The 19,913-nt window shown below is 26.8% G+C and carries 14 protein-coding genes and 2 pseudogenes; 3 read left to right on the plus strand and 13 right to left on the minus strand.

The genetic code is table 11. The features are described from left to right. Window positions 1-107: 107 nt before the first annotated feature. On the plus strand, window positions 108-557 hold the full coding sequence (locus tag PTZ02_RS16680) for a DUF3888 domain-containing protein (RefSeq protein WP_274228918.1): 450 nt from the start codon (window positions 108-110) through the stop codon (window positions 555-557). A gap of 27 nt (window positions 558-584) precedes the next feature. On the opposite strand, the gene PTZ02_RS16685 is transcribed toward PTZ02_RS16680, so the two are convergent. The 10 genes and pseudogenes from PTZ02_RS16685 to PTZ02_RS16730 form a co-directional block, all read right to left on the minus strand. Beyond that, a complete protein-coding gene (locus PTZ02_RS16685) occupies window positions 585-1,088 on the minus strand; it encodes a hypothetical protein (protein ID WP_274228919.1) in 504 nt (167 codons plus the stop codon). Between the two features lie 158 nt (window positions 1,089-1,246). Next, window positions 1,247-1,402: a hypothetical protein gene (locus PTZ02_RS16690; RefSeq protein WP_238884365.1), complete on the minus strand. Its 156-nt coding sequence runs from the start codon at window positions 1,400-1,402 to the stop codon at window positions 1,247-1,249. Window positions 1,403-1,788: 386 nt separating this feature from the next. Then, window positions 1,789-2,259: pseudogene (locus PTZ02_RS16695) on the minus strand (DUF2971 domain-containing protein); the annotation flags it as partial. Window positions 2,260-2,271: 12 nt separating this feature from the next. Then, window positions 2,272-2,679 carry a hypothetical protein gene (locus tag PTZ02_RS16700; protein WP_274228920.1) on the minus strand — a complete coding sequence of 136 codons (408 nt, stop codon included), beginning with the start codon at window positions 2,677-2,679 and terminating at the stop codon, window positions 2,272-2,274. A gap of 344 nt (window positions 2,680-3,023) precedes the next feature. After that, a complete protein-coding gene (locus PTZ02_RS16705) occupies window positions 3,024-4,595 on the minus strand; it encodes a hypothetical protein (protein WP_274228921.1) in 1,572 nt (523 codons plus the stop codon). 540 nt (window positions 4,596-5,135) lie between these two features. After that, on the minus strand, window positions 5,136-5,990 hold the full coding sequence (locus tag PTZ02_RS16710; protein ID WP_274228922.1) for a restriction endonuclease: 855 nt from the start codon (window positions 5,988-5,990) through the stop codon (window positions 5,136-5,138). A 329-nt stretch (window positions 5,991-6,319) separates the two neighbouring features. Then, a complete protein-coding gene (locus tag PTZ02_RS16715) occupies window positions 6,320-8,185 on the minus strand; it encodes a TnsD family Tn7-like transposition protein (protein WP_274228923.1) in 1,866 nt (621 codons plus the stop codon). 12 nt (window positions 8,186-8,197) lie between these two features. Beyond that, window positions 8,198-9,883: an ATP-binding protein gene (locus PTZ02_RS16720; protein WP_274228924.1), complete on the minus strand. Its 1,686-nt coding sequence runs from the start codon at window positions 9,881-9,883 to the stop codon at window positions 8,198-8,200. A 134-nt stretch (window positions 9,884-10,017) separates the two neighbouring features. Further along, window positions 10,018-12,144 (minus strand): hypothetical protein, encoded by a 2,127-nt coding sequence (locus PTZ02_RS16725; RefSeq protein WP_274228925.1) that lies wholly within the window; start codon window positions 12,142-12,144, stop codon window positions 10,018-10,020. 17 nt (window positions 12,145-12,161) lie between these two features. After that, entirely contained in the window at window positions 12,162-12,953 is a 792-nt protein-coding gene (locus PTZ02_RS16730; protein ID WP_274228926.1) for a TnsA endonuclease N-terminal domain-containing protein, read from the minus strand. Between the two features lie 377 nt (window positions 12,954-13,330). Between PTZ02_RS16730 and PTZ02_RS16735 the strand changes: the two genes are divergently transcribed. Then, window positions 13,331-15,241 carry a TnsD family Tn7-like transposition protein gene (locus tag PTZ02_RS16735; protein ID WP_274228927.1) on the plus strand — a complete coding sequence of 637 codons (1,911 nt, stop codon included), beginning with the start codon at window positions 13,331-13,333 and terminating at the stop codon, window positions 15,239-15,241. Window positions 15,242-15,546: 305 nt separating this feature from the next. Here PTZ02_RS16735 and yyaC read toward each other — a convergent pair whose 3' ends face one another. From yyaC to PTZ02_RS16750, 3 genes are all read right to left on the minus strand, one after another. Beyond that, window positions 15,547-16,107 carry a spore protease YyaC gene (gene yyaC, locus PTZ02_RS16740; protein ID WP_274228928.1) on the minus strand — a complete coding sequence of 187 codons (561 nt, stop codon included), beginning with the start codon at window positions 16,105-16,107 and terminating at the stop codon, window positions 15,547-15,549. 327 nt (window positions 16,108-16,434) lie between these two features. After that, a complete protein-coding gene (locus PTZ02_RS16745) occupies window positions 16,435-18,114 on the minus strand; it encodes a P-loop NTPase fold protein (protein ID WP_274228929.1) in 1,680 nt (559 codons plus the stop codon). Window positions 18,115-18,443: 329 nt separating this feature from the next. Beyond that, entirely contained in the window at window positions 18,444-18,974 is a 531-nt protein-coding gene (locus PTZ02_RS16750; protein ID WP_274228930.1) for a type II toxin-antitoxin system PemK/MazF family toxin, read from the minus strand. Between the two features lie 701 nt (window positions 18,975-19,675). Here PTZ02_RS16750 and PTZ02_RS19715 point away from each other — a divergent pair. Next, window positions 19,676-19,789 (plus strand): annotated as a pseudogene (locus PTZ02_RS19715) (DUF3888 domain-containing protein); the annotation flags it as partial. Window positions 19,790-19,913 lie beyond the last annotated feature (124 nt).

The following is a 19,913-nucleotide window of genomic DNA, read 5'->3' on the forward strand; positions in this document are numbered from 1 at the left end:
TTCTTTCCTACTATAGTATCATATTGTTTTAGATGCTTCAAATCAAAGTACATCCACATATTTTGTTTGAACTATGCAATATTAATATATATAGAGGTGATGACTTAATGAAGTTATTTAAAAATTTAATTTATTTTTTTCTTTGCTTATTTATACTTATTCAAATTCCGGCCATGAAAGTAAAGCCAGAAGTTTTAAATACTTCATATGGTGTTAAGAGTGATTCATCATTAAGTGATGATGCTCTTCGTTCCATATTATATCCTTATATTACGGACTCTTTAAGTAAATATTATGGAGGAATTGGACGTCAATTTGACTTATCTAAGGCTAAATTAACAGTAACTCAACCGGATCCTGAGCTTTTCACTTTTACTATTACTGTTCAAGTTGTTACATTTGTTGGACCTCATAATCCTCCATATGGTATAGAAACAATCACAATTGAAACTAGCCCATATGGAACTAGAGTTATAGATTTTAAACATGAGGATGAAAAATTACCTACTCACTTAAAAGTACACATCTCCAATATTTTGATTTGCTTAATTTGTTAATAGGTTTCAAGTATTTCTATCCTTCTTTTATATATTATTTATAATATTTATAACTTTATCTGGTGATTTTATAGGACCTCTAGAGGAATCTACATATTTCTCTTTAGTTCCATATTGGAAATAGTCGGTATTGGGGTTATTTTTAATATCTAAACTAAAATACAGTCTATAATATTTTATTGGCGAAAAGCCATTTGAATTTTTTATATCCATTTTTTGTTCTTCATTGTATATGAACTCTACTCCCAAATACTTCTTATTATCATTGACTGTTTTGTCGATATCAACACCGTCTTTTGCTACAGATATACTCTCCTTATCAATTCTATCATTAGTTAAATTAACTATTTTTTCAAAATTTGAATCACTAGATAGAATTTCTTTCTTATTTCCATCCTTATAGACTAGTATCTTATCAGGATTACCAATTATTTCATCTGATATTTTTTTATTATTAGTATTACTACATCCTATTAATACGAATAACATTATACTTAATACAGTACCTATAGAAAGAATAACCTTTCTCATACCCCTATCCCACCTTATTACAATTAAACTAATTACTTGCATATTTATTGTAACATTTATTTATCTCGAATAGGAAATAAGACTCTAATCAAAATATATAATTCCATATAAAAAAACACATTCTCAATCTCTTGAGAATGTGTCTTTTATCTTAAAATCTAATTTACTAACTTTTCAAGATCAGCTATTATCACATTAACTTTTTCAAGCTTTCCTATAGCATAATCTTTATCTCTTAGCCATTCGATACCCATTTCTAAGCATCTTTTTTCTTCTTTGTACTCAGCTAATAATTTTACTAATTCATTATTCATAAACTCACCCCATATGAATATTTAACCCTTGAATTAACTTACCATAATTTACTCGATTAAGAATTATAGTTGTATCTGCTAAATAAAGTTAGTAAATTTAGAGTGTGCTAAACCCTTTGTTTCTCTTAATCACTAATTTAATTACTTCTAATAATGTTAGTAAGTTTAACTTATTTTATTATCCTTTACATAAATATTAATTAAATATAGTTAGTAAGTGTAACCACATAAAGATGAATAATTATTAATCTTTATGTATATTCATACACTTTTCATATAAGATATCTACTTATTTATATACTTGACCCCAACTTACATACTAATAGTGTTTTATATTATTAAAATTCATTAAGGAATTTCGTCATTAAACTACTTATAAAAACTAATTATATTATCTTTTGAGGATTTAGCTCATAACTTAAAGCATACTCATCAAATCCCATAAAATAAATTGGTACATTTAGAGTATATGCTATATCTACTAGATATTTTTTATTAACTTCTGTACACTTATTCCAAATATATATAGCTTTAGGCATAGCTTGTATATATGGCATTCCTTTTGCGTTTGACGCTACAGAACATCTAAACTCATTTTCATAACTCCATGATTTATGTTTTAGACAACTGTAATAAGTTGAAACCCATATCAATGTTAAATCATCAATTAATATTCTTTTTTCTCCTAATCTTATTGATTCTTCCTTCTTATTTAACATATTTTCTACTTGGTTTCTCATTACTTCAGTAATATCAATTCGTTTATTTACATACTGTATTGGTAGCATACATGATCTTAATGAATCATTATATTTATCATTCATGTCATAAGCTACACAGAATCCTCTATGATTATTTGAATAATGTGCCTACATAGGCATACAATTAACCCCATTGCTTGTAAAACAAGATAGCCTATGAAATGATGAAAAATCCTCTATAAGTCTTCCATTACATTTCTTTAGTACTTCGTAGTCAATTAGACTTTCTACCTTGTAAAAAAATGCTTTATTATCAAACGGATCATTTAAACTTTTACTATCTGACATATACACCTTTTTATCTACTAAAGTTTGAAATCTTAGATTATTCTCATTACAATCCTCAGATAAAAAATAATATTTATACAGAATGTCCGGTATATGTAATCTAGTTATATCATATAAAGCTTTCATTACATCACCATTAGTCGGATTCTCTTTAATAAATTCAATTGCTTTTATATAATCCATTGGATTTTCTTTACGATATTTTTCAACATCAAATGTTTCTTCCATAAGTAGCCTCCATATTTTAATTTAAAAGCATCCTACATGCAGGTAGCGATGCTAGTCTAATCAATTGTGGATATTATGAAAAGATTATTTACTATACTTTTATATAATCAATAATATGTCCACTTTAGTAATGAGCTATTTAACTAAAATGGATGTCCACTTTCAAAATTTCATCTGATATCTTACTAATATAATTATGCTATTTATCAAACAATCATAATAATAATTACTTGGGACATAATAAGAATACATTTCGGATATATATTCTGCTTTCATTCAGCTTTCCGTTGATTATGTTCTGTCATTAAGCCATCTACTACATTTTAAAATTATATTAGTTCTGCTTAATCTTCTTCTTCAAAAATAGCAATATTTTCTTCAATTTTTAATCTTAAATAATTTATAATCTCAGCGTGAACATCTGATATATCTCTAATTATAAAATTTCTCAATTCCAAGTTTTCTTTATAAAAGTCCATATATGACTTCTTTTGGCAAGCTTTCTTTGCAACTTTGTTAGGCTTGTCGTTTTCTTTCTCTTTTGCATTATCAGGTATTAAATACCTATTGATGCTATTTTCTAGGTCACCTAACAAATCAGGTGAACATAGTATCAAATGATAATTTTGAAACCAATACTTCTCATCTTGGTTGGATTTTAAGATATTAATTTCTTCATTTTCAAATAGACCATCTTTGAGATAATACGAAATTAATATCTGATTATTAGAGTTAAGTACAACATTCTTCTGTTCTATTAGCAAATCTGTGAAATTCAATATTTTTATTGCATAATAAAAGTATAATTGTTCATCATTAAACGGTTCTTGAAGTATCTCTTTATATCTTATCTGGAAAAATTTGCGTATTCTAGTCTTATCAAAATCATTCATTATACTAAACTTATCAATAGCATATAGCATAGCCTCTGGAGAAAACTTAAAGATAAAGCATAACTGGTGATAATCATAATTCTTAATCTGATATTTATCAATAGGTAACTCTCTAAAGTATTTTGTTTTAAAGAAATTATTAATGAAAGTTTTTTTTAATTTATTATCCTCTAAATTAGACATTCTATATACTATTTGATTAATAAAATATAACTTATTATTATTTCTTTCTTCATCAAATCTAACATTACAATGAGCGATTACTTTTTTCCAATACCTGGCTACTAAATTGTAGTTATTAAAGGTTTCATAAGTGCTTATTTCTTTTTTAGACGCATTTCTTTCAAGTTCATATTTTTCCAATACTTTATCAAAAATTTTAATAATCTTCTCATTATCATTTTTATTGCAGAAGAAGTAAAAATCATCAGAAAAATAAGAGAAATCACATTGTATAAAGGAGTTTTCAATTTCTTTTTCTATATCTTTACTTATATTAGTTAAATTAACTTCTGCAAAATATAATGATAAATAATTTCCCATTATCAAACCGTTAGTTGCCCCTAAATTCATATTAGATAAAAATCGATCATTATGTTCTGGAGGAACAATATTATGAGTATATATTCTCCCATAGTATTCCTTTATGTCCATTTTAATCAGATTATCATATACACATAATCTTTCAAAATCTTCTTCTAATTGTCTATCATATTCTCCTGATGTAAAATCTCCAGTTTCAAGATTTGCTGATAAACGCTTATGCGAATAATCCATATCTTGAATTCTTTCAAAATACGGCATGTCCTTAAATTCTTCATATGCCCGTGCAAAATTTAAAATATTGGGCATTTTAATAGTACGATACTTATCATCTTGCTTTCTTATTCTAAAATTAAAAGGCTCAACCCAGCACAATTCTTCAAGTTCAAAGGAAGATATATTTTCGGGCAATTTAATATTGTCTATATCCAAGAAATTTTTTACTGGATTTTTGAAATTATACAAATTATTAAGTATCATTTTATACTCCTCGCTTCTCCTTATATTCTCTTTCAACAAAAATTCAATTTACTGTTTCATTTTACAAAAATAACTTTTTCATATTTATATATACCAGTCACATACTTAGTTTTATATTCATAACCTATCCATGCTATTATTTATGGATGAGTGTGGGCATTTGCTCATCATACCTCAAAATGAAAGTATGCTGACTTTAATAACATTCTTTCTGCAATTTGTCCAGTATTATTAAATGACAACGTACAAATAGGCTCTGTAGGAATTTACAAATACCTCTATAATTTAATGTATTTATATGCTTTTGTCATTATAATATCTCCTTTGACTTTCTTGAATTACTCAATATTTAATCTTCACTATTTATTTTATTGTATTTGGGCTAACAACTTTACTATAGAGTTAACTATGCAATTAAATATAATCTTTTCATTAGTTTAACTCCCACTAGGCTATCTTTCTATTATAAAAAAACAGTTCTATGATCTTAGCATTTGAACATATATTGATGTACCTATATCCTTTCATCCTCATAATAATTTATAATTCAATAGTATTTTTGAAAAAATCTCCTTCTTCTGCTAAGAATCGTACTTTTCTCCAAAGTATATCTTTAAAATCTAGCTTTCTTTGCAACAATATTACTAACTCTTGTACTGTCATCAATATGATATTTACGGTTCTTCCATTTGCAAAAGTTTCAATCGCTTCACTTGTATAACCTGAGAAACTAATAAATAGACCTCTTGTAAAGCCAGATTTTGATGATACTTTCTCATTAAATATTACTAAGTCACCTTTATCTATTTGTGATTTTGTCCACTTTGCTTCAAGCAAATATACTTCTTTGTTTAGTATAAAACTACCATCAATCTGCTCACCAGTTATTCTAAAACTACTTCTTGGCTCAAGTTCATTTTGTTTAAACAATTCAAACAAATACTTTTCAAAAGCAAATCCTCGCTTTTGATTATTATCAATAGATGTTAGCTCAACTAACTTCTTTAAGCTTTCCTCATAATTAAATATTACTTTAGTTGTAGTTACTTTACTAGATGATTGCTTGACAGTAATTTTCTTACCCATAAGTCTATTTGCAATCTCTACACAACTGCTGAATAGTTTCTTTTCCTTGTCATCTATTGAGATGTTATCTCTCATATAACTAAGTAATTCCATCAACAACTTTCCTACAATAACATTGTCATAATCCAAAATAATTTGTCTTAACAACTTTGCTTTTGATGCATACTCATACTTTTGGTAAATATCAATATTCATTACACTATAAATAAATTGCTGAAATTTTCTATTACTAAAATCCAAAACATAGCCAGAACTCATTCCAAAAAGTTTTTCAAATCTTTCCTGTTCATTAAAAGTTAATGTTGCCATAAACATCCCCCAATTTAAATCTTTCCTAATTATATTTTAACTTCTTTTTATAGATTTAATATTCATATGCTTTTGATATTAATTTCAATATTCTACAAATTAACATAAACTCCTTTTAAATACTAAAATTACACTCTATAAAATTAATTACACTATTTGTTAATCGATTTTTATAGCCAATCCCTATTACTGGCAAAATGCTTCGTATAATAAAAACGTGCCTTTCCTATAACTGCACGTTCTTAAATAATACGGACTATTCATTTTTCAAAATCATCATAACATTATTTTTTTAAATAATACTACAAAACTAGAAATATCTTATTAGTTCAAGAAATATCAACATAATTTGCTATAGCCCTCTCTATTTTTTGTTTAACTATTTCAGATATATTATTTTTTAGACCAGCTAATTTTCTAACTTTCCAACCGACAATACTTTCATTTCTATTTATCAAATCAGAACATACAGAATATACCCTTCTTATTTGATATTCCTCTACTGTCTCTTGTACACTTTCCAAATATTCCTTACATAATGGCAATTTATCAAGCTTTTTCTCTATATATGATAACTTTCCGACCCGTCGTCCTAAGAGTGTTTTGGTTATCCTTACTGTTTCTTGACTTCTTTTAATAGAATTATAGTCGTTCTTTAATAACATTAATAAAATATTATCTCTTTTTTCCCAATCTACCTTATTATATTCTTTGTGCCTATTTCTACGTGGTTCAGGAAGATTATCATGAAGCCAATCTCTATCATTTTTATATAACCATGCAAATTCTTTATATCTATTTAGTCTTATAGAGGAAATAGTCATACAAGGATTTTTTTCCATGAATTTAATAATACTATTTCTATAATTATTTCTTTCCCCAAAATTCATTTCATTTGTATTATCATTTTTTTCATTACCTATATTCATATCACTACAAGTCAAATTACTATATCTCAATTTTTCAGCATATTTAACTATTGTCTTACAATCACACCCCATTTCTCTAGACATGGCTCTTAATGACATATTACTCCTTAAGACCTCTGCTAATTTATTACACCAAACTGGCCCAAAATTTTTAATTCTTCCTACTTTATTCATATCTTTATTTACTTTTCTTGAATAAATAAAGCCACAATTCTCACATTTTACGGTTGCAACAAGTTCTCTTGTTTTGTAATCAGCAGTAATTTTAAACTTTGTCATATTGTTATCTTTATAATGATTGCACCAACGATTTAAACATAGATATACATTCTTCTTATTTGTATACATAATAAATTGTTCTATACTACCAACTAAAAAATCTATAAAAAGTATATGTCTTATAGGATGGATTTTTTGTTTAGGCTTTCGAAGCATAACCTTTAACCAATTACTTTCATTAGATATGCTAATTGGAGAACCCACATTAACTAAAAAATCATCACCATAATAATTAATAAAGTCATCCATAAGCTTTGACTGCTTTACATTATTATTTGCAGTTATATACCCTTTTTCAAACAATATATTATAGTATCTTTGCCGAATAGTATTCTGATCTAAGTGTAAACTCAAGTCATTTTCAAGTAGATATTTAACTTCTTGAGATATTTTCAATAATTTTAAATATACTTTTCTATCTGAAATATATTCTGGACTATCATCTATTTTTCTAATATCTATGTAATTAAAGCTTGCTTTACTTTTTAAGACATTCTTATATTCTTTTAATTTACAACAATGCTTTTCACATATGTGTACACCTTGAACCTGATGTAGCCTATGTATAAATGTTTCACCGTAATTAGTTATCTCAAACTTAACGCATTCTGGACAATAATATATGTTTTTCTTTTTGCATATACTACCAGCTATTATTCCAATCTTATGCTTTATTCCTTTACCGTCTTTAAATTTTATAATATCAATACATTCCTGTCTTTTTCCTATATCCATAAATGGAGAGTATAGTGGAAATAGTGTGTAATTCTTAATAATTTCGTTACTAGAATATCCTAAATTCTCGGGAATGCAATTACTAAATTTCTCAATATTACATGGGATGTCAATTACCGGGGTGACTGTAGACTTTCCAAATAGTTGTTTAAATAGAATTTTAGTGTTTCTATTTCCATCAGTTAGATGATATCTTCCTAATATGCTATATAAAAGTTCATCTTTATATAGGGCTGGGAAATCATAAATCATAATAATTACTCCTTACTGTATACCATCAAGTATATCTTTTTTATTTTCCTCTTGAAAGTTATCAAGCAAGTTCTTACTTTTTTTGATGTCACCATTTTTATTTGATCTTTTAGTCTGCTTAAATTTAATTTCTTTTTCAGTTTGTAGCTCTTCAACCAACATTTGTTTAGCAACTTCTCTTATTAAGACTCCTATATCTGTATCAAACCCTTTATTGCTAACTACTCTAATAGCAACTTTTTCTATTGTCTTTTTATCATATTGCATTGTAGTATTTAATCCAATAATTATACTATCAATGATCATTTGCTTATTAACACTTTCTTTAAATTTTTCATCGTTATAGATTTGATTTATTTTTTCTGTGGCCTTATTTCTTCCAAGATAATTTTCTATATTCATGTCTGGGGCCTTAATATCCTCACACTTACTAATTTCATTAGGGTCTCCAGATTCAAAGGCTTTTATTATTGCACCTGTTAGTTTAAATTTTTCATCTGCAACCCTATTGATTAGTTCTTCTGTTATTTTTTCTTCACCTGAAAATATTGCTTCAAGCTGAACTGCCATAAATAATTTATTGGCTCTATCAATTATACCTATTGTTCTTTTATACATTAGATCCTTTAATTTCTGTGTTAGTGGTGTTTTATTTTTTAGCCATTGATAATTCCAAAGAAATTCAATAAAGGTATCCCACTCGTTTTCTTTCTGTTTCAATCTAAGATACTCAATAGTCCCAATTCCTTCTGCCTTTCTACCATGTCTATATTGCTCCCCTAAAATTGTCTTACTTGCTTTATATGTTCCAATAAAAACGATCGGTATTTTAATAGTATTTGATAAAGTAACGAAGAAGTTAAATAATGACTCTCCATTATTAGTATGTCTAATATGCTGAATTTCATCAACAACTAGTACTCCAATACCATACTTTAATGCTAAGAATGAAATTGATGCAATCATTCTATCTACTAATGCACCTCTTTTAGAGTACTGATTAGTATATTTAGTTCCTAATAACAAATCAATCTCTTGAAAAAATTGGCTGCATACCCCAGAAATTTTTCCATTATAAGAGCAATCAACACGTATCCATGGTATCTGAGTAAAAACACCTTTGCTTTCACCGTAATCAATCACATGCCTTATAACCTGAGGATATTGAGAGAGAATATTATTTACTCCTGTTGTTTTACCTGAACCACTTGGCCCTATAATTAAACATCCCGTAGCTGAATTAGATGATATTGAACAATGAGTTATAAGTTCATTGTTCTCAATATTATCACTAAATAAGTTACTATTAGCTTTTTTAAGTGTCTTCAAATACTGAGGTGTATCAATTCTTTTACTAACATATCCATTCCTAATAATAATAGATAAATATTCATCAGTTAATAAATTTGATGATGTAGGCAGCACGTAATCAAGCAATCTAAATATAGAATGAATTCTATATTCATTAGAGTAATATCTTTCCTCTTCACTATAAACAGGAAATCTCTTCAGAAAATCAAATACTTGCTCAAAGTTCTTTATCGGTGGCAATGCTTCAATTAATAAATTTCCTTTATATTGTGGAAGTTCTTGTTTGATATATCTAGCCTCTATATGTTCTCTAAATAAGAACTTGCCTTCATTAATGTCTTCATATTGATTATTAGTAACACCCTCATAATACTTAGTTACTGGCATAACCTTCCTTCTAGTGATAAAGTGTACTGTAAGTACCACTTTCCACTAAAATTCACTTCCCTTCATTTTTATACTTTTATATTTAATAAGCCCTTAATTTTTCTTGGTTCTTATTTATCTTATTTATTTTAAAACTAATTTTTATTAAACATTTTATTTTTTATAAAATCAGATAAAACATCTCTTGAATTTTTTTTTATATTTTCAAATTTTACTTCATCATTCTCATCTAATCTCCCACTAATATTTCTATACTCCTTATTATTTACTGAACATTGTTCTTTTGTTAAAGATTGTTTCTCATCATAAAATGCTTTTTCAATACTCCTATTTTCATCTATGTCTTCAATTTTAACTTTACTGCCATTACTTTTTTTAACTGCTTCTGAAACAATCCCCTGTCTAATTTCCCTTTTATTAGCAAATAAATTATCATTTGCATCCCTATATACAGTTTCTTTTTTTACTCTAACTAACTCATCATACTTCTCAATTTCTTCTAAAGTTCTATTAATGTAAATGTCATTTGATGTCATACATCTATTTATCTGACACTCAATATATTTATTAGAGTTATTATTATACATCATTATGGAATTCATACAATCTGAATCATAAGCAATCTCAATATGCCTATTTTTATTGATTCTAGAAAACAAATTTTCTTTTTGTGCTATATCACAAGTATATAACATATTTTTATACTGTATCCCTTTCTCAGTTATTGAAGCGTTCGCATGTCTTAATAAATAATATCTCAATTTATCCTCTGGTTGACTTCTTAACTTTCCCTTCTTATTTTTGATTCCCCAATTCCATATTTCATTTGCCACTGGGGAAACACCTGCCCAAACGAGCTCTTTTTCAAGGGGGTAATTATTCATAACTTTTGCATTTCTCTCTAAAACTGCTTCAATAACAATTTGGGTAAATTCATAAATATCCAATTTTGCATCCTTTCTGTAATCCTTCTGACCACGTTCTCTATACTTATTCATTATTATGCCTGGTAAGTCATGTTTAATCATATATTCAATTATCTTAAATTTTTGTTCAACTGTACCTTTTGCACTTCCAATATAAGAAGGTGCATATTCAATCGAAACTTTAAGATATTCTACTAAAAGGTCAGAATTTTTAGCAATGAATCCTCCCCTATCCGCCATAATTATTTGTGGTGATCCAGTTACATTCCACTCATCTTCAGGTAACTTTATACCAAAATAGGCACAGTACTTTTCTTTATCCTGAAAAGTATTATAAAGCAACTTTGCATATCCATTCCAAGAATCTTGATGTAACCCAACGTGTATTCCAGTTACTTTAGTTGAAAAAACATCCACAGCAAAGTATACCACTGGTTTTCCTATACCTAAGTTTCTATCAATCCTATTTACTAGGTATATAGGAAATACTGTTGAATCTACTTGATACCTTAGTCCTGGGCTATATGACTCATATACTGAATCAGAACTCAACCCTCTAACATTATTCTGGTAGTTCTTCTTCCCCTTTCTGTCATATTCCATCTTATTTTTATCTATATTCTGATTGAACCAATTATAAAATTGATCAAATGTGGGTTTCTCATACCACTTCTTTCCTTTATAATTATCAGCAATAATATTATCAAATGTTTTGGTAATTGGCATTTTATCATTATATCTGTAATATCTATTAATCCCATATTCAAAATTCTTTTTATCTTGTAAATCTAGTATTTTCCCTTCGATTCCAGTAATCTTTGATGATACACTCTTTCTACCCGGCTTTTTTATATAATTTCTGTCTTTACTCTTTCCACAATTATCATAGTTATCTGATAATGAATCCTTGGTTCTTCCTCCTTGCCAATACCTTCTTAAATAGTCATAAACACATTTCTCTGAGACATTATATTTTTCTATGGCTTTTTTAACAAACTTTCCTCTATAATTTCTATAAAGACATAGAGGAATATTTTCAACATTGTCAATTTCACTTACAATCTTGTATCTGTTATTTAATTGTTCTTTTCTACTTTTGGATAAAGTATCTTCATTTATAATCTTATAAAAATCTTGATTAGGAAGGATTGTGTATATTCCATCTTTGAAACCTCTATTTATATCTTTTAAAGTTCTTATATTAATTTTTAGTTTTCTAGTCAACATTTCAATACAGAAGCAATTCTCTTGAGACACTTCAATCCATAAAACCCTTTCGACTTCATTTGTATTTAAATTTTTCAGTATATCATTATTTTTTATAAAACTCTCCATATGTACACCTCTATAAATTATAGCCAAACATCCATATCATAATAATTAAATTTTTTTCTAAAATTAGCTTTAACTTCTTTGTGAGTTAGGAGATATTTTAAAAAGCTAAGACCTTCCCCTTCACACCATCCCATAACTCTTTCAAATTCACTTGTTGTTTTAATAACATTCATATTACTTTTAGAAAGCATATCTTTAAATTTTTCAATTAGCCATTTTAACTCGATATCATTAAGATTCATTGCGTCATTCCAAAAATAATCTTGATAAATGCTGTATATATTTCTTCCTATCACTTTGCTTTCTTCATTGTGAGTTATTACTCCCCAGTCAATCCCTTTTTTACTCCAAAATTCTTTTTCTATTAGCAATTTTTCTTGAGTTCTTCTTTTTTGGTAGTCCTCCTCTGTCTTTAATGTTCTTACAATTTCTTTTACACCTATATCACATTTAACGAGAATATTAAAATCTGATGTTAATACAGTTTTCTCTTCTCTATTTATTTTGTATTTAGGAGGATGTAACACATTTAACCTTTCAGCAATCTCCAAAGTTTCATTGATTGGCAATAGCGGAAATTGCTCCCGTATATCAAGTACATTATCTTGCATCTGCAGTATTAAAAATGCCCACAATTCCCCATCTGACAATAAATAATGTACTCTATTATGTTTCCATCCCAATATTTTGTGACAACGTCCATCTGATGGTACCTCATGAGGTAATATCCACGGTTTATATTCTAATCCATATCCTTGCCCCCTCTTTTCCCGTAGTCTTGCTTTATCCGTTTTTCTAATTTTGGTCATCTAACACCTCTAAAGAAATTACTATATTGATTTTTTTATGATTTTGATCACTATATATCACTATTGAACATAGTTGTTGCCAATATCATTATGCTCGATATAAAAAAATGGCAAAGTATTTTAGGGCATGCAAAATATACTCTTTTAGAGTTGTAAATTTGCAAAATCCTAGAAATACTATGCCATAGCAATAAATTTCTATTTTTATTTATTAACCTTATTTGAAATTTTATTCAACATTTATAGAATTTTTTCATTCATAGAAGCTATCTCCATAACAAATCCTTTATATATTAATTATTCTAGATTATTAACATTTGTTAGTCTTTAAAGAATATAGATTAAAAAAATGAAAAGAATATATACATATATATTAAATGGAAAGGGTGTTTTGTTTGATTGATTTTATTACAACACCATATAATGACGAGATATTCTATAGTTGGTTTGGGCGTTATAATGAATTGACTGGTTACAGATCTAATAGGCATACAAACTATAACCTTCTAGGCATACAGCATGATTACATAACCCTCCAATATCCTCTAAATTTAAATTTTCTATGCTCTAATCTTCCGGACGCTTTGAATATTTTTCCTGACGATATTATTAAAAATAATACTTCTTTTCCTTTTTATAAGCCGTTTCTAAGAGACAGTCAGTCAAAGTATATAATAAAAGCAATGCAGTTTGGAACTAAAGGGATTGGAAATAAATATCCTTCTATTTTATTTAGTGATAAAGTTGTTAAAGTTTGCTCTCAATGTGTTGTTGATGATGAAAAAAAATATGGTGAAGCTTATATACATAGATCTCATCAGATTCCATGTTGTTTTATATGTCAATATCATAATATAATTCTTGATTATGTAGATCTATCTGATTCTAAATATACAAACAGGTATTTTGTAATCAACAACATTATAGATCAAGCAATCCCTTTGAATATAAATGATGATATATATAATCAACTTCTGGGACTTCAGTCTGATATTATCTGCTTATTAAATGCAAACATTAATAATTACAATATTGAAAGAATCTTGAATATGTATAAGCAGAAACTACTTATAACTGGCTATTCAAGTAATAAAGGAATCGTTAATCACAAAAAATTAGTACAGGATTTTTCAACCTTTTATACGGATGATTTCCTAACCTTTGTAAATTCTAATATTACAGAAAGCTCTAATACCGATTGGCTTTATGGAATAAGTCAAAACATTACTTTTAATCTTAATCCTATAAAACATTTATTAGCTATAAGATTCTTATATGGTGGATTTAATAATTTTATAAACTCAAATGAAGAATATCTACCGTTTGGTCAAGGTCCTTGGCCCTGTTTAAATATTGCTTCTGAACATTATAAAAAAGACATGATTTCTTCATATAAATTAAAAAAATCCACACATGACTCAACTTCTTACGGTGTATTTGCTTGCAAATGTGGGTTTACTTATACTAGAAAATCTAATGAGCAAATGCTAGATAACCGCTATACTTTTAAGTCAGTTATTAACTGGGGTATAGAATGGGAAAATAAAGCTACTAATTTGATTATTACAGAAAATTATTCTATAAGACAGTTGTGTTCTATTCTAAATTGTAGCTTTGGTAAGATAATGTCACATGCCACCAAAAATCAATTGCTTCATCACTTGAATACAAAAGTTAAGTATAGACCAATAAAAGACATAGTAAGAGAAAATGCTGACTTATTAGAGCGCCATAAAGATGTTATTCTCAAATTCATACGTGAGCATAAAGATATGTCTAGACGAGAGATATTTAAGGTCTTACATAGAGAATGTAATACAGTTTTAGCAAATGACAAAGAATGGTATGATAATATAATGCCTCCAAAAAAAACTTTTTACGAGCATAAAGAACAGGTTGATTGGGCAAACAGAGACTTAGAGTTGAGTAACACAGTACTAATAGCTATAAATGACATTAAAGAAAATACAGATCTTAAAATCACAAGGCCAAATATATCCAAGAGAATCAATTACCACCTTACTTCAATATTAAACAATTTAACTAAATTACCAATTACAAAAAAAATTATTGAAGAATCCTATGAAACAAGAGAAGAATATCTTATTAGGAAAATTGATTACACAGTAAAGAATTCAATTAAAGATAGTAATATTCTAACAGTTCATCAGTACATCAAAAAATTAGGTTTTCGGAAAGAAATGACTCCTTATCTACGAAATTATTTAGCAGAATCAATCAGAAAATTTTCTGACAATGAATTAAATAAACCTCCTTATTTAGATTAATTCTGAATAAGGCTTGAAATTATAGAAAGATAAGGACTGGGAATACTCTATAGAAGTATATTATGATATATTAAAAAATTTCATAATGAGCCTATTAAGTATGCTTCCTTATTTGCATCCTTAATAGGCTCTCTTTTTATTGCTTTAAGAATGATTCTATTGTTGTCTTTACATATCAGAATCCGTTCAAAGTATGACTATGAAAAACCAATAATTTTCTATCTCTGCATGATATATAATTTCTATTTATGTTTACCGTCAAATAATTCTCTCCTATCATTTTCTGAAATTCTACAGAGTTTAGTCTAACATTTCATAAATGACTTTATTATTCCTTTCGCAATTTCAAAGGCCATATCACTAAGAAACTTCATATCTACATAATATCTAACAACGTCTAATTCTAATTCACCCATAATACCTTGAATCGATATATCCCCTACATATGCATGATTCTTACCTATCCCTTTTCCTGCAATTAATCCACTATCTTTTATTATTATTTTACCAACATCTTCTTTGGCTGAAAGAGATGCATCAATTGCTATTAGAATCTGTTTAGGATGTTTAGTTCTAATAATCTTTATTTTTTCATTTATATTCTTTGCATTTATTGGGTCTGTTAAGGTTCCATAGATAGGAATATCAAAATCTTTATTTTCTTTTAGAATAGAACCTATAAATGGACCTAATGCATCAACACTATGAGTCCTATTAGTTCCTATACATACAAATACAACATTTTTATTTTGTATTACGTTAAAATAATCAGTTATTTTTGTATATGTATCTTGTACATAATATATTCGTTTTGAATTATTTTTTCTCTTTGCAAAAAACTTCATGTTTGCGATTTTGTTAATCATTTATTTTACTCCAACCCAAAGTATTTCTATGTTATTTAAAGATATTATACCAATAAATATTCTTAACATGTTATAGAAAAATTAAACTGGTTGATAACCCATTCTGTAATAAATACTCTTTATAGTTAACAGCCTTTTAAGGCTACATGTTATTAAAACAATTTATATACTTAATTTCAATATTCAAATTAAATCAATAAATATTTGTAAAGTTGGTCTTTCTTTATTGATTAAGATAGTTTTACATGCAATGTATGGGGGAAAATATGCAAACCATTTATCTATGGTATGGTGTTTCTTATCCCTAATAATCGTGAGTTTACTTATTTAATTTTGCCACATTACATACAAGTCTCTCATATATATATGCTGCTTATTTTCAAATGCCTCTTTTACTGTTTCGTCTATTCTTAATTCATATTCTTTATATACGATATTTCTATCACTAAGATATTTTTTCATGTCACTATAACTAGCTATGCATTCATGATTCCATGAAAATCCGCTTACATTTACAAATGCAGTTGAACATAAATTATTATTTGTTAGTATGACAGCGTGATAACTAATATTATTTATAGTTTCATATGTTACCTCTTGTCTAAAAATTAATACAGCGTCTAACTCAGTTCTATGCCATGTAATGATGTCTAATAAATCACCCATCTCTGATGTAGATAATTCCTCTATTCTATATCTATTCCTATCCATCACCCTAAATTCTTTAGGCTTATATATTTTTAATATTTCATTCTCTAAAGTATCTGATTTAACATAATATAATTCCTTATCATCTTCCTTTAAAATATATCTGCCATTTATATAATCAATATATTTTGACGTTTTTAACAATTCAATAATTCTATCAATAATGATATTTATATTAGATATAAATGTATGTTTATCTTTTATATTGTTAATTTCTTTATCAGTTAAATATGTACTTATCTTTAATATATTAAAGATGTCAAATAAGAATTCTTTAAGTATATCTTTTAACGGCTCTGGTGAATTCTTGTAAATATTACTTGCCTCTGTCTCATTTATAATATTCCAAATACTATTTGAATATTTATAAAATTCATCATTCTCTTCAAATGTTATAATCCTCCTATAATTTCCAAGTGTATAGCAATAACTTTTTTTCACACTTTCAATATTATTAAATTCTTTTATTTTAGGGGATATAACCAAATACTCTTCCCAAGATAATAAAGGTAAGTATATAAATCTATTAAATATATTCATATACTTTTTATCATACCTTATATTAATATACTTTTTAGTATCACATACCATAAAATATACAAGTCCACTTTCTAAAAATAATTCCTTATTTTTATCTAATAATATGTCGAACTCATTATCAGATAACTTATCAATTTCATCTAAAATTATTACGATTCCATTATCATTAGATAGTTCTTTTAATATAGAAATTAGTTCTTTGATATTTTTTTCTTGTTTTTGTATAGGTGTGCTAATAACTTCATAAATAATTTCATTTTTTTTATCTTCTTCAATAGTTAAGTTATTTGATAAATTAATATCTATATATTTTTTTATATTAATTCCAAATATTCGTTTTAATTTATTTGTTTCTTTTTCTGTAATTTTTGATTCAAAAGACCTTTTAATCAATACTTCATTAAATATTTTATACTTTAATCTGTTTATCTTTTCTCTACATCGCTCTGCATTTTTTAAACCTCCATCATTTATTAAACTATCTATATGTATAATAATTTCACTAATTAAATCAAAAGAACTATCAAGTACATTCAAGTGTATAAAAGTTCTATTATTTATATATTTATCTTTAAATAAGTTTATAAATGTTGTCTTTCCTACTCCCCTCATTCCGGATATTACATGAATTCCTTGTATATATTGCCCAATAATCTCATTCAACTTCTTTCGCTTATTTAATATTCGAGATGAATAATTTGCTAAGTGAATTTCTTCCTTTTTTAACGCATTTACACTATACTTACGATTTAATGCCATACTATCACATCCTTATATATTTAATACTATAATTATACATCATATTGGTTTATTCTTTGTTATTTACTATATTCTGTTAATAAAATATCCATAACTCACTCATCTCAATATTTTAATAAAAAACCTCACTTAGCTATGATTCTTTATATCATAGCTAAGTGAGATTTTTAACATATAAAAAATCCCTCTATAACTGAGGGACCATAATAAATGTTTATACTAATTTTAATTTTGCCGACTACCCGCCAAGGTAATCACAACTGTATTAATATATATTATTCTATACTAATAATATTGTTACACTTTCTTATAATAGTATTTCTTTTATTTTATATCTTATTAATTTTTTTTAAGTAAGCAACCTTACCTTCTAAGGATTTAATTGTATTATCTCTCTTTTTAAGTAGATTACTTAGTCCAAATATATTTAATAATTTTATGTCAACCTCATCTATCTCTTTTGTTATAGTACATACCTTCCTAGAAACTATACGTTCCTTTCCAATAGTCTTTATTTGACCTAAATCTATCGCTCCGCATAAAAACTTCGCTTGTCCATTTTCATCTTTATACGGATACTCATTAGTTATTTCTACTTGAATATCTGATATAGTTATTGGACTACTAGAAATTATTGCACAAGTAAATACTGGTGATTTAAAGTTATATGAATTTGATTGCAATACTATACATGGCCTTAATTTATTCTCTTCACTCCCTATATTTTCACCTAAGTCAACAAAGTAAACTTCCCCACGCTTAACTGTCCAATTTCTTTGATAACTCTTCCCAGTATTATAATATAATTTTTGAGAAACCCAATGCATTAATTTCTGGGCTCTAGATAAATCTGTATTCATGTCACACCATCTTTCATAATATTTATTTCCAGTTTAATAAACTATTACTTATAAAAATAAAAATCCCCCAATAATATTGAGGGATACCAATAGATCGCCAAATCTATTATAACTGAATTATATTATACCGATCATCCGCCAAGACAATCATATCTGTATTTATATATTATAACAATAATATTAGTGTGTCAATATAAAATCTATTGTTTTTTTCTACTTATTTATGATATGATTCACCGTATCAGCAGCATTTGTAGTTTTTAATCTTAATTTCAAATATTTCTTTTCTATATCAACTTCCTCTAAATCATCTGTTTCTGAGTTATATACTTCTTTATAACCTATGAATTCTATCCATATCTCATATATAGTCTCTGATTTAGAAGTTTTATTAATTGCATCTATTATTTATTATTATCAAGATGTATCTCATTTTTAATCAATAATAACTTTCTACAGTCTAAATGATCAGTAAACTTCTCTCTACATTCATTATAAAATTCATTTACTTTTGTCTTTATATATTCTTCTAGCTCTATAATACATTTATACTCCACGCGAATATGTTATTTAAATTATGTAATATTAGTATATATGGAGGAACTGGCTCTGACTTTAATTTCTATAAGTCTAAAATTTCGATAACTCAACCAGATTCTAAAAAATTCACTTTTATTATTACTGTTTAAGTTAATACCTTTTATGGACCTCTTAATCCTCCGTATGGAATAGACACAATCACAATTGAAATTAGTCCAACAGGAACTAAAGTCATAGGTTTTAAGCACGATGATGAAAAATTACCTCATCACTAAAATTATATTAAGAAAAATTAATTGCCACTTTATTTATTTGAATTATCAAAAACAGATTGCTATGGGAATTAAAAAGACTAATTCTTAAAAAATTGACCCAATTTATTCTTTTTGTATTTTAAGT

It is taken from the genome of Clostridium sp. 'White wine YQ' (genome assembly GCF_028728205.1).
Taxonomy (GTDB): Bacteria; Bacillota; Clostridia; order Clostridiales; family Clostridiaceae; genus Clostridium_T.

Coding starts and splice junctions, on each gene's coding strand:
- yyaC (WP_274228928.1), bottom strand. CDS start 16,107: ATGATTAACAAAATCGCAAACATGAAGTTTTTTGCAAAGAGAAAAAAT.
- PTZ02_RS16715 (WP_274228923.1), bottom strand. CDS start 8,185: ATGATTTATGATTTCCCAGCCCTATATAAAGATGAACTTTTATATAGC.
- PTZ02_RS16730 (WP_274228926.1), bottom strand. CDS start 12,953: ATGACCAAAATTAGAAAAACGGATAAAGCAAGACTACGGGAAAAGAGG.
- PTZ02_RS16745 (WP_274228929.1), bottom strand. CDS start 18,114: ATGGCATTAAATCGTAAGTATAGTGTAAATGCGTTAAAAAAGGAAGAA.
- PTZ02_RS16680 (WP_274228918.1), top strand. CDS start 108: ATGAAGTTATTTAAAAATTTAATTTATTTTTTTCTTTGCTTATTTATA.
- PTZ02_RS16735 (WP_274228927.1), top strand. CDS start 13,331: ATGGAAAGGGTGTTTTGTTTGATTGATTTTATTACAACACCATATAAT.
- PTZ02_RS16685 (WP_274228919.1), bottom strand. CDS start 1,088: ATGAGAAAGGTTATTCTTTCTATAGGTACTGTATTAAGTATAATGTTA.
- PTZ02_RS16700 (WP_274228920.1), bottom strand. CDS start 2,679: ATGGAAGAAACATTTGATGTTGAAAAATATCGTAAAGAAAATCCAATG.
- PTZ02_RS16750 (WP_274228930.1), bottom strand. CDS start 18,974: ATGAATACAGATTTATCTAGAGCCCAGAAATTAATGCATTGGGTTTCT.
- PTZ02_RS16690 (WP_238884365.1), bottom strand. CDS start 1,402: ATGAATAATGAATTAGTAAAATTATTAGCTGAGTACAAAGAAGAAAAA.
- PTZ02_RS16710 (WP_274228922.1), bottom strand. CDS start 5,990: ATGGCAACATTAACTTTTAATGAACAGGAAAGATTTGAAAAACTTTTT.
- PTZ02_RS16720 (WP_274228924.1), bottom strand. CDS start 9,883: ATGCCAGTAACTAAGTATTATGAGGGTGTTACTAATAATCAATATGAA.
- PTZ02_RS16705 (WP_274228921.1), bottom strand. CDS start 4,595: ATGATACTTAATAATTTGTATAATTTCAAAAATCCAGTAAAAAATTTC.
- PTZ02_RS16725 (WP_274228925.1), bottom strand. CDS start 12,144: ATGGAGAGTTTTATAAAAAATAATGATATACTGAAAAATTTAAATACA.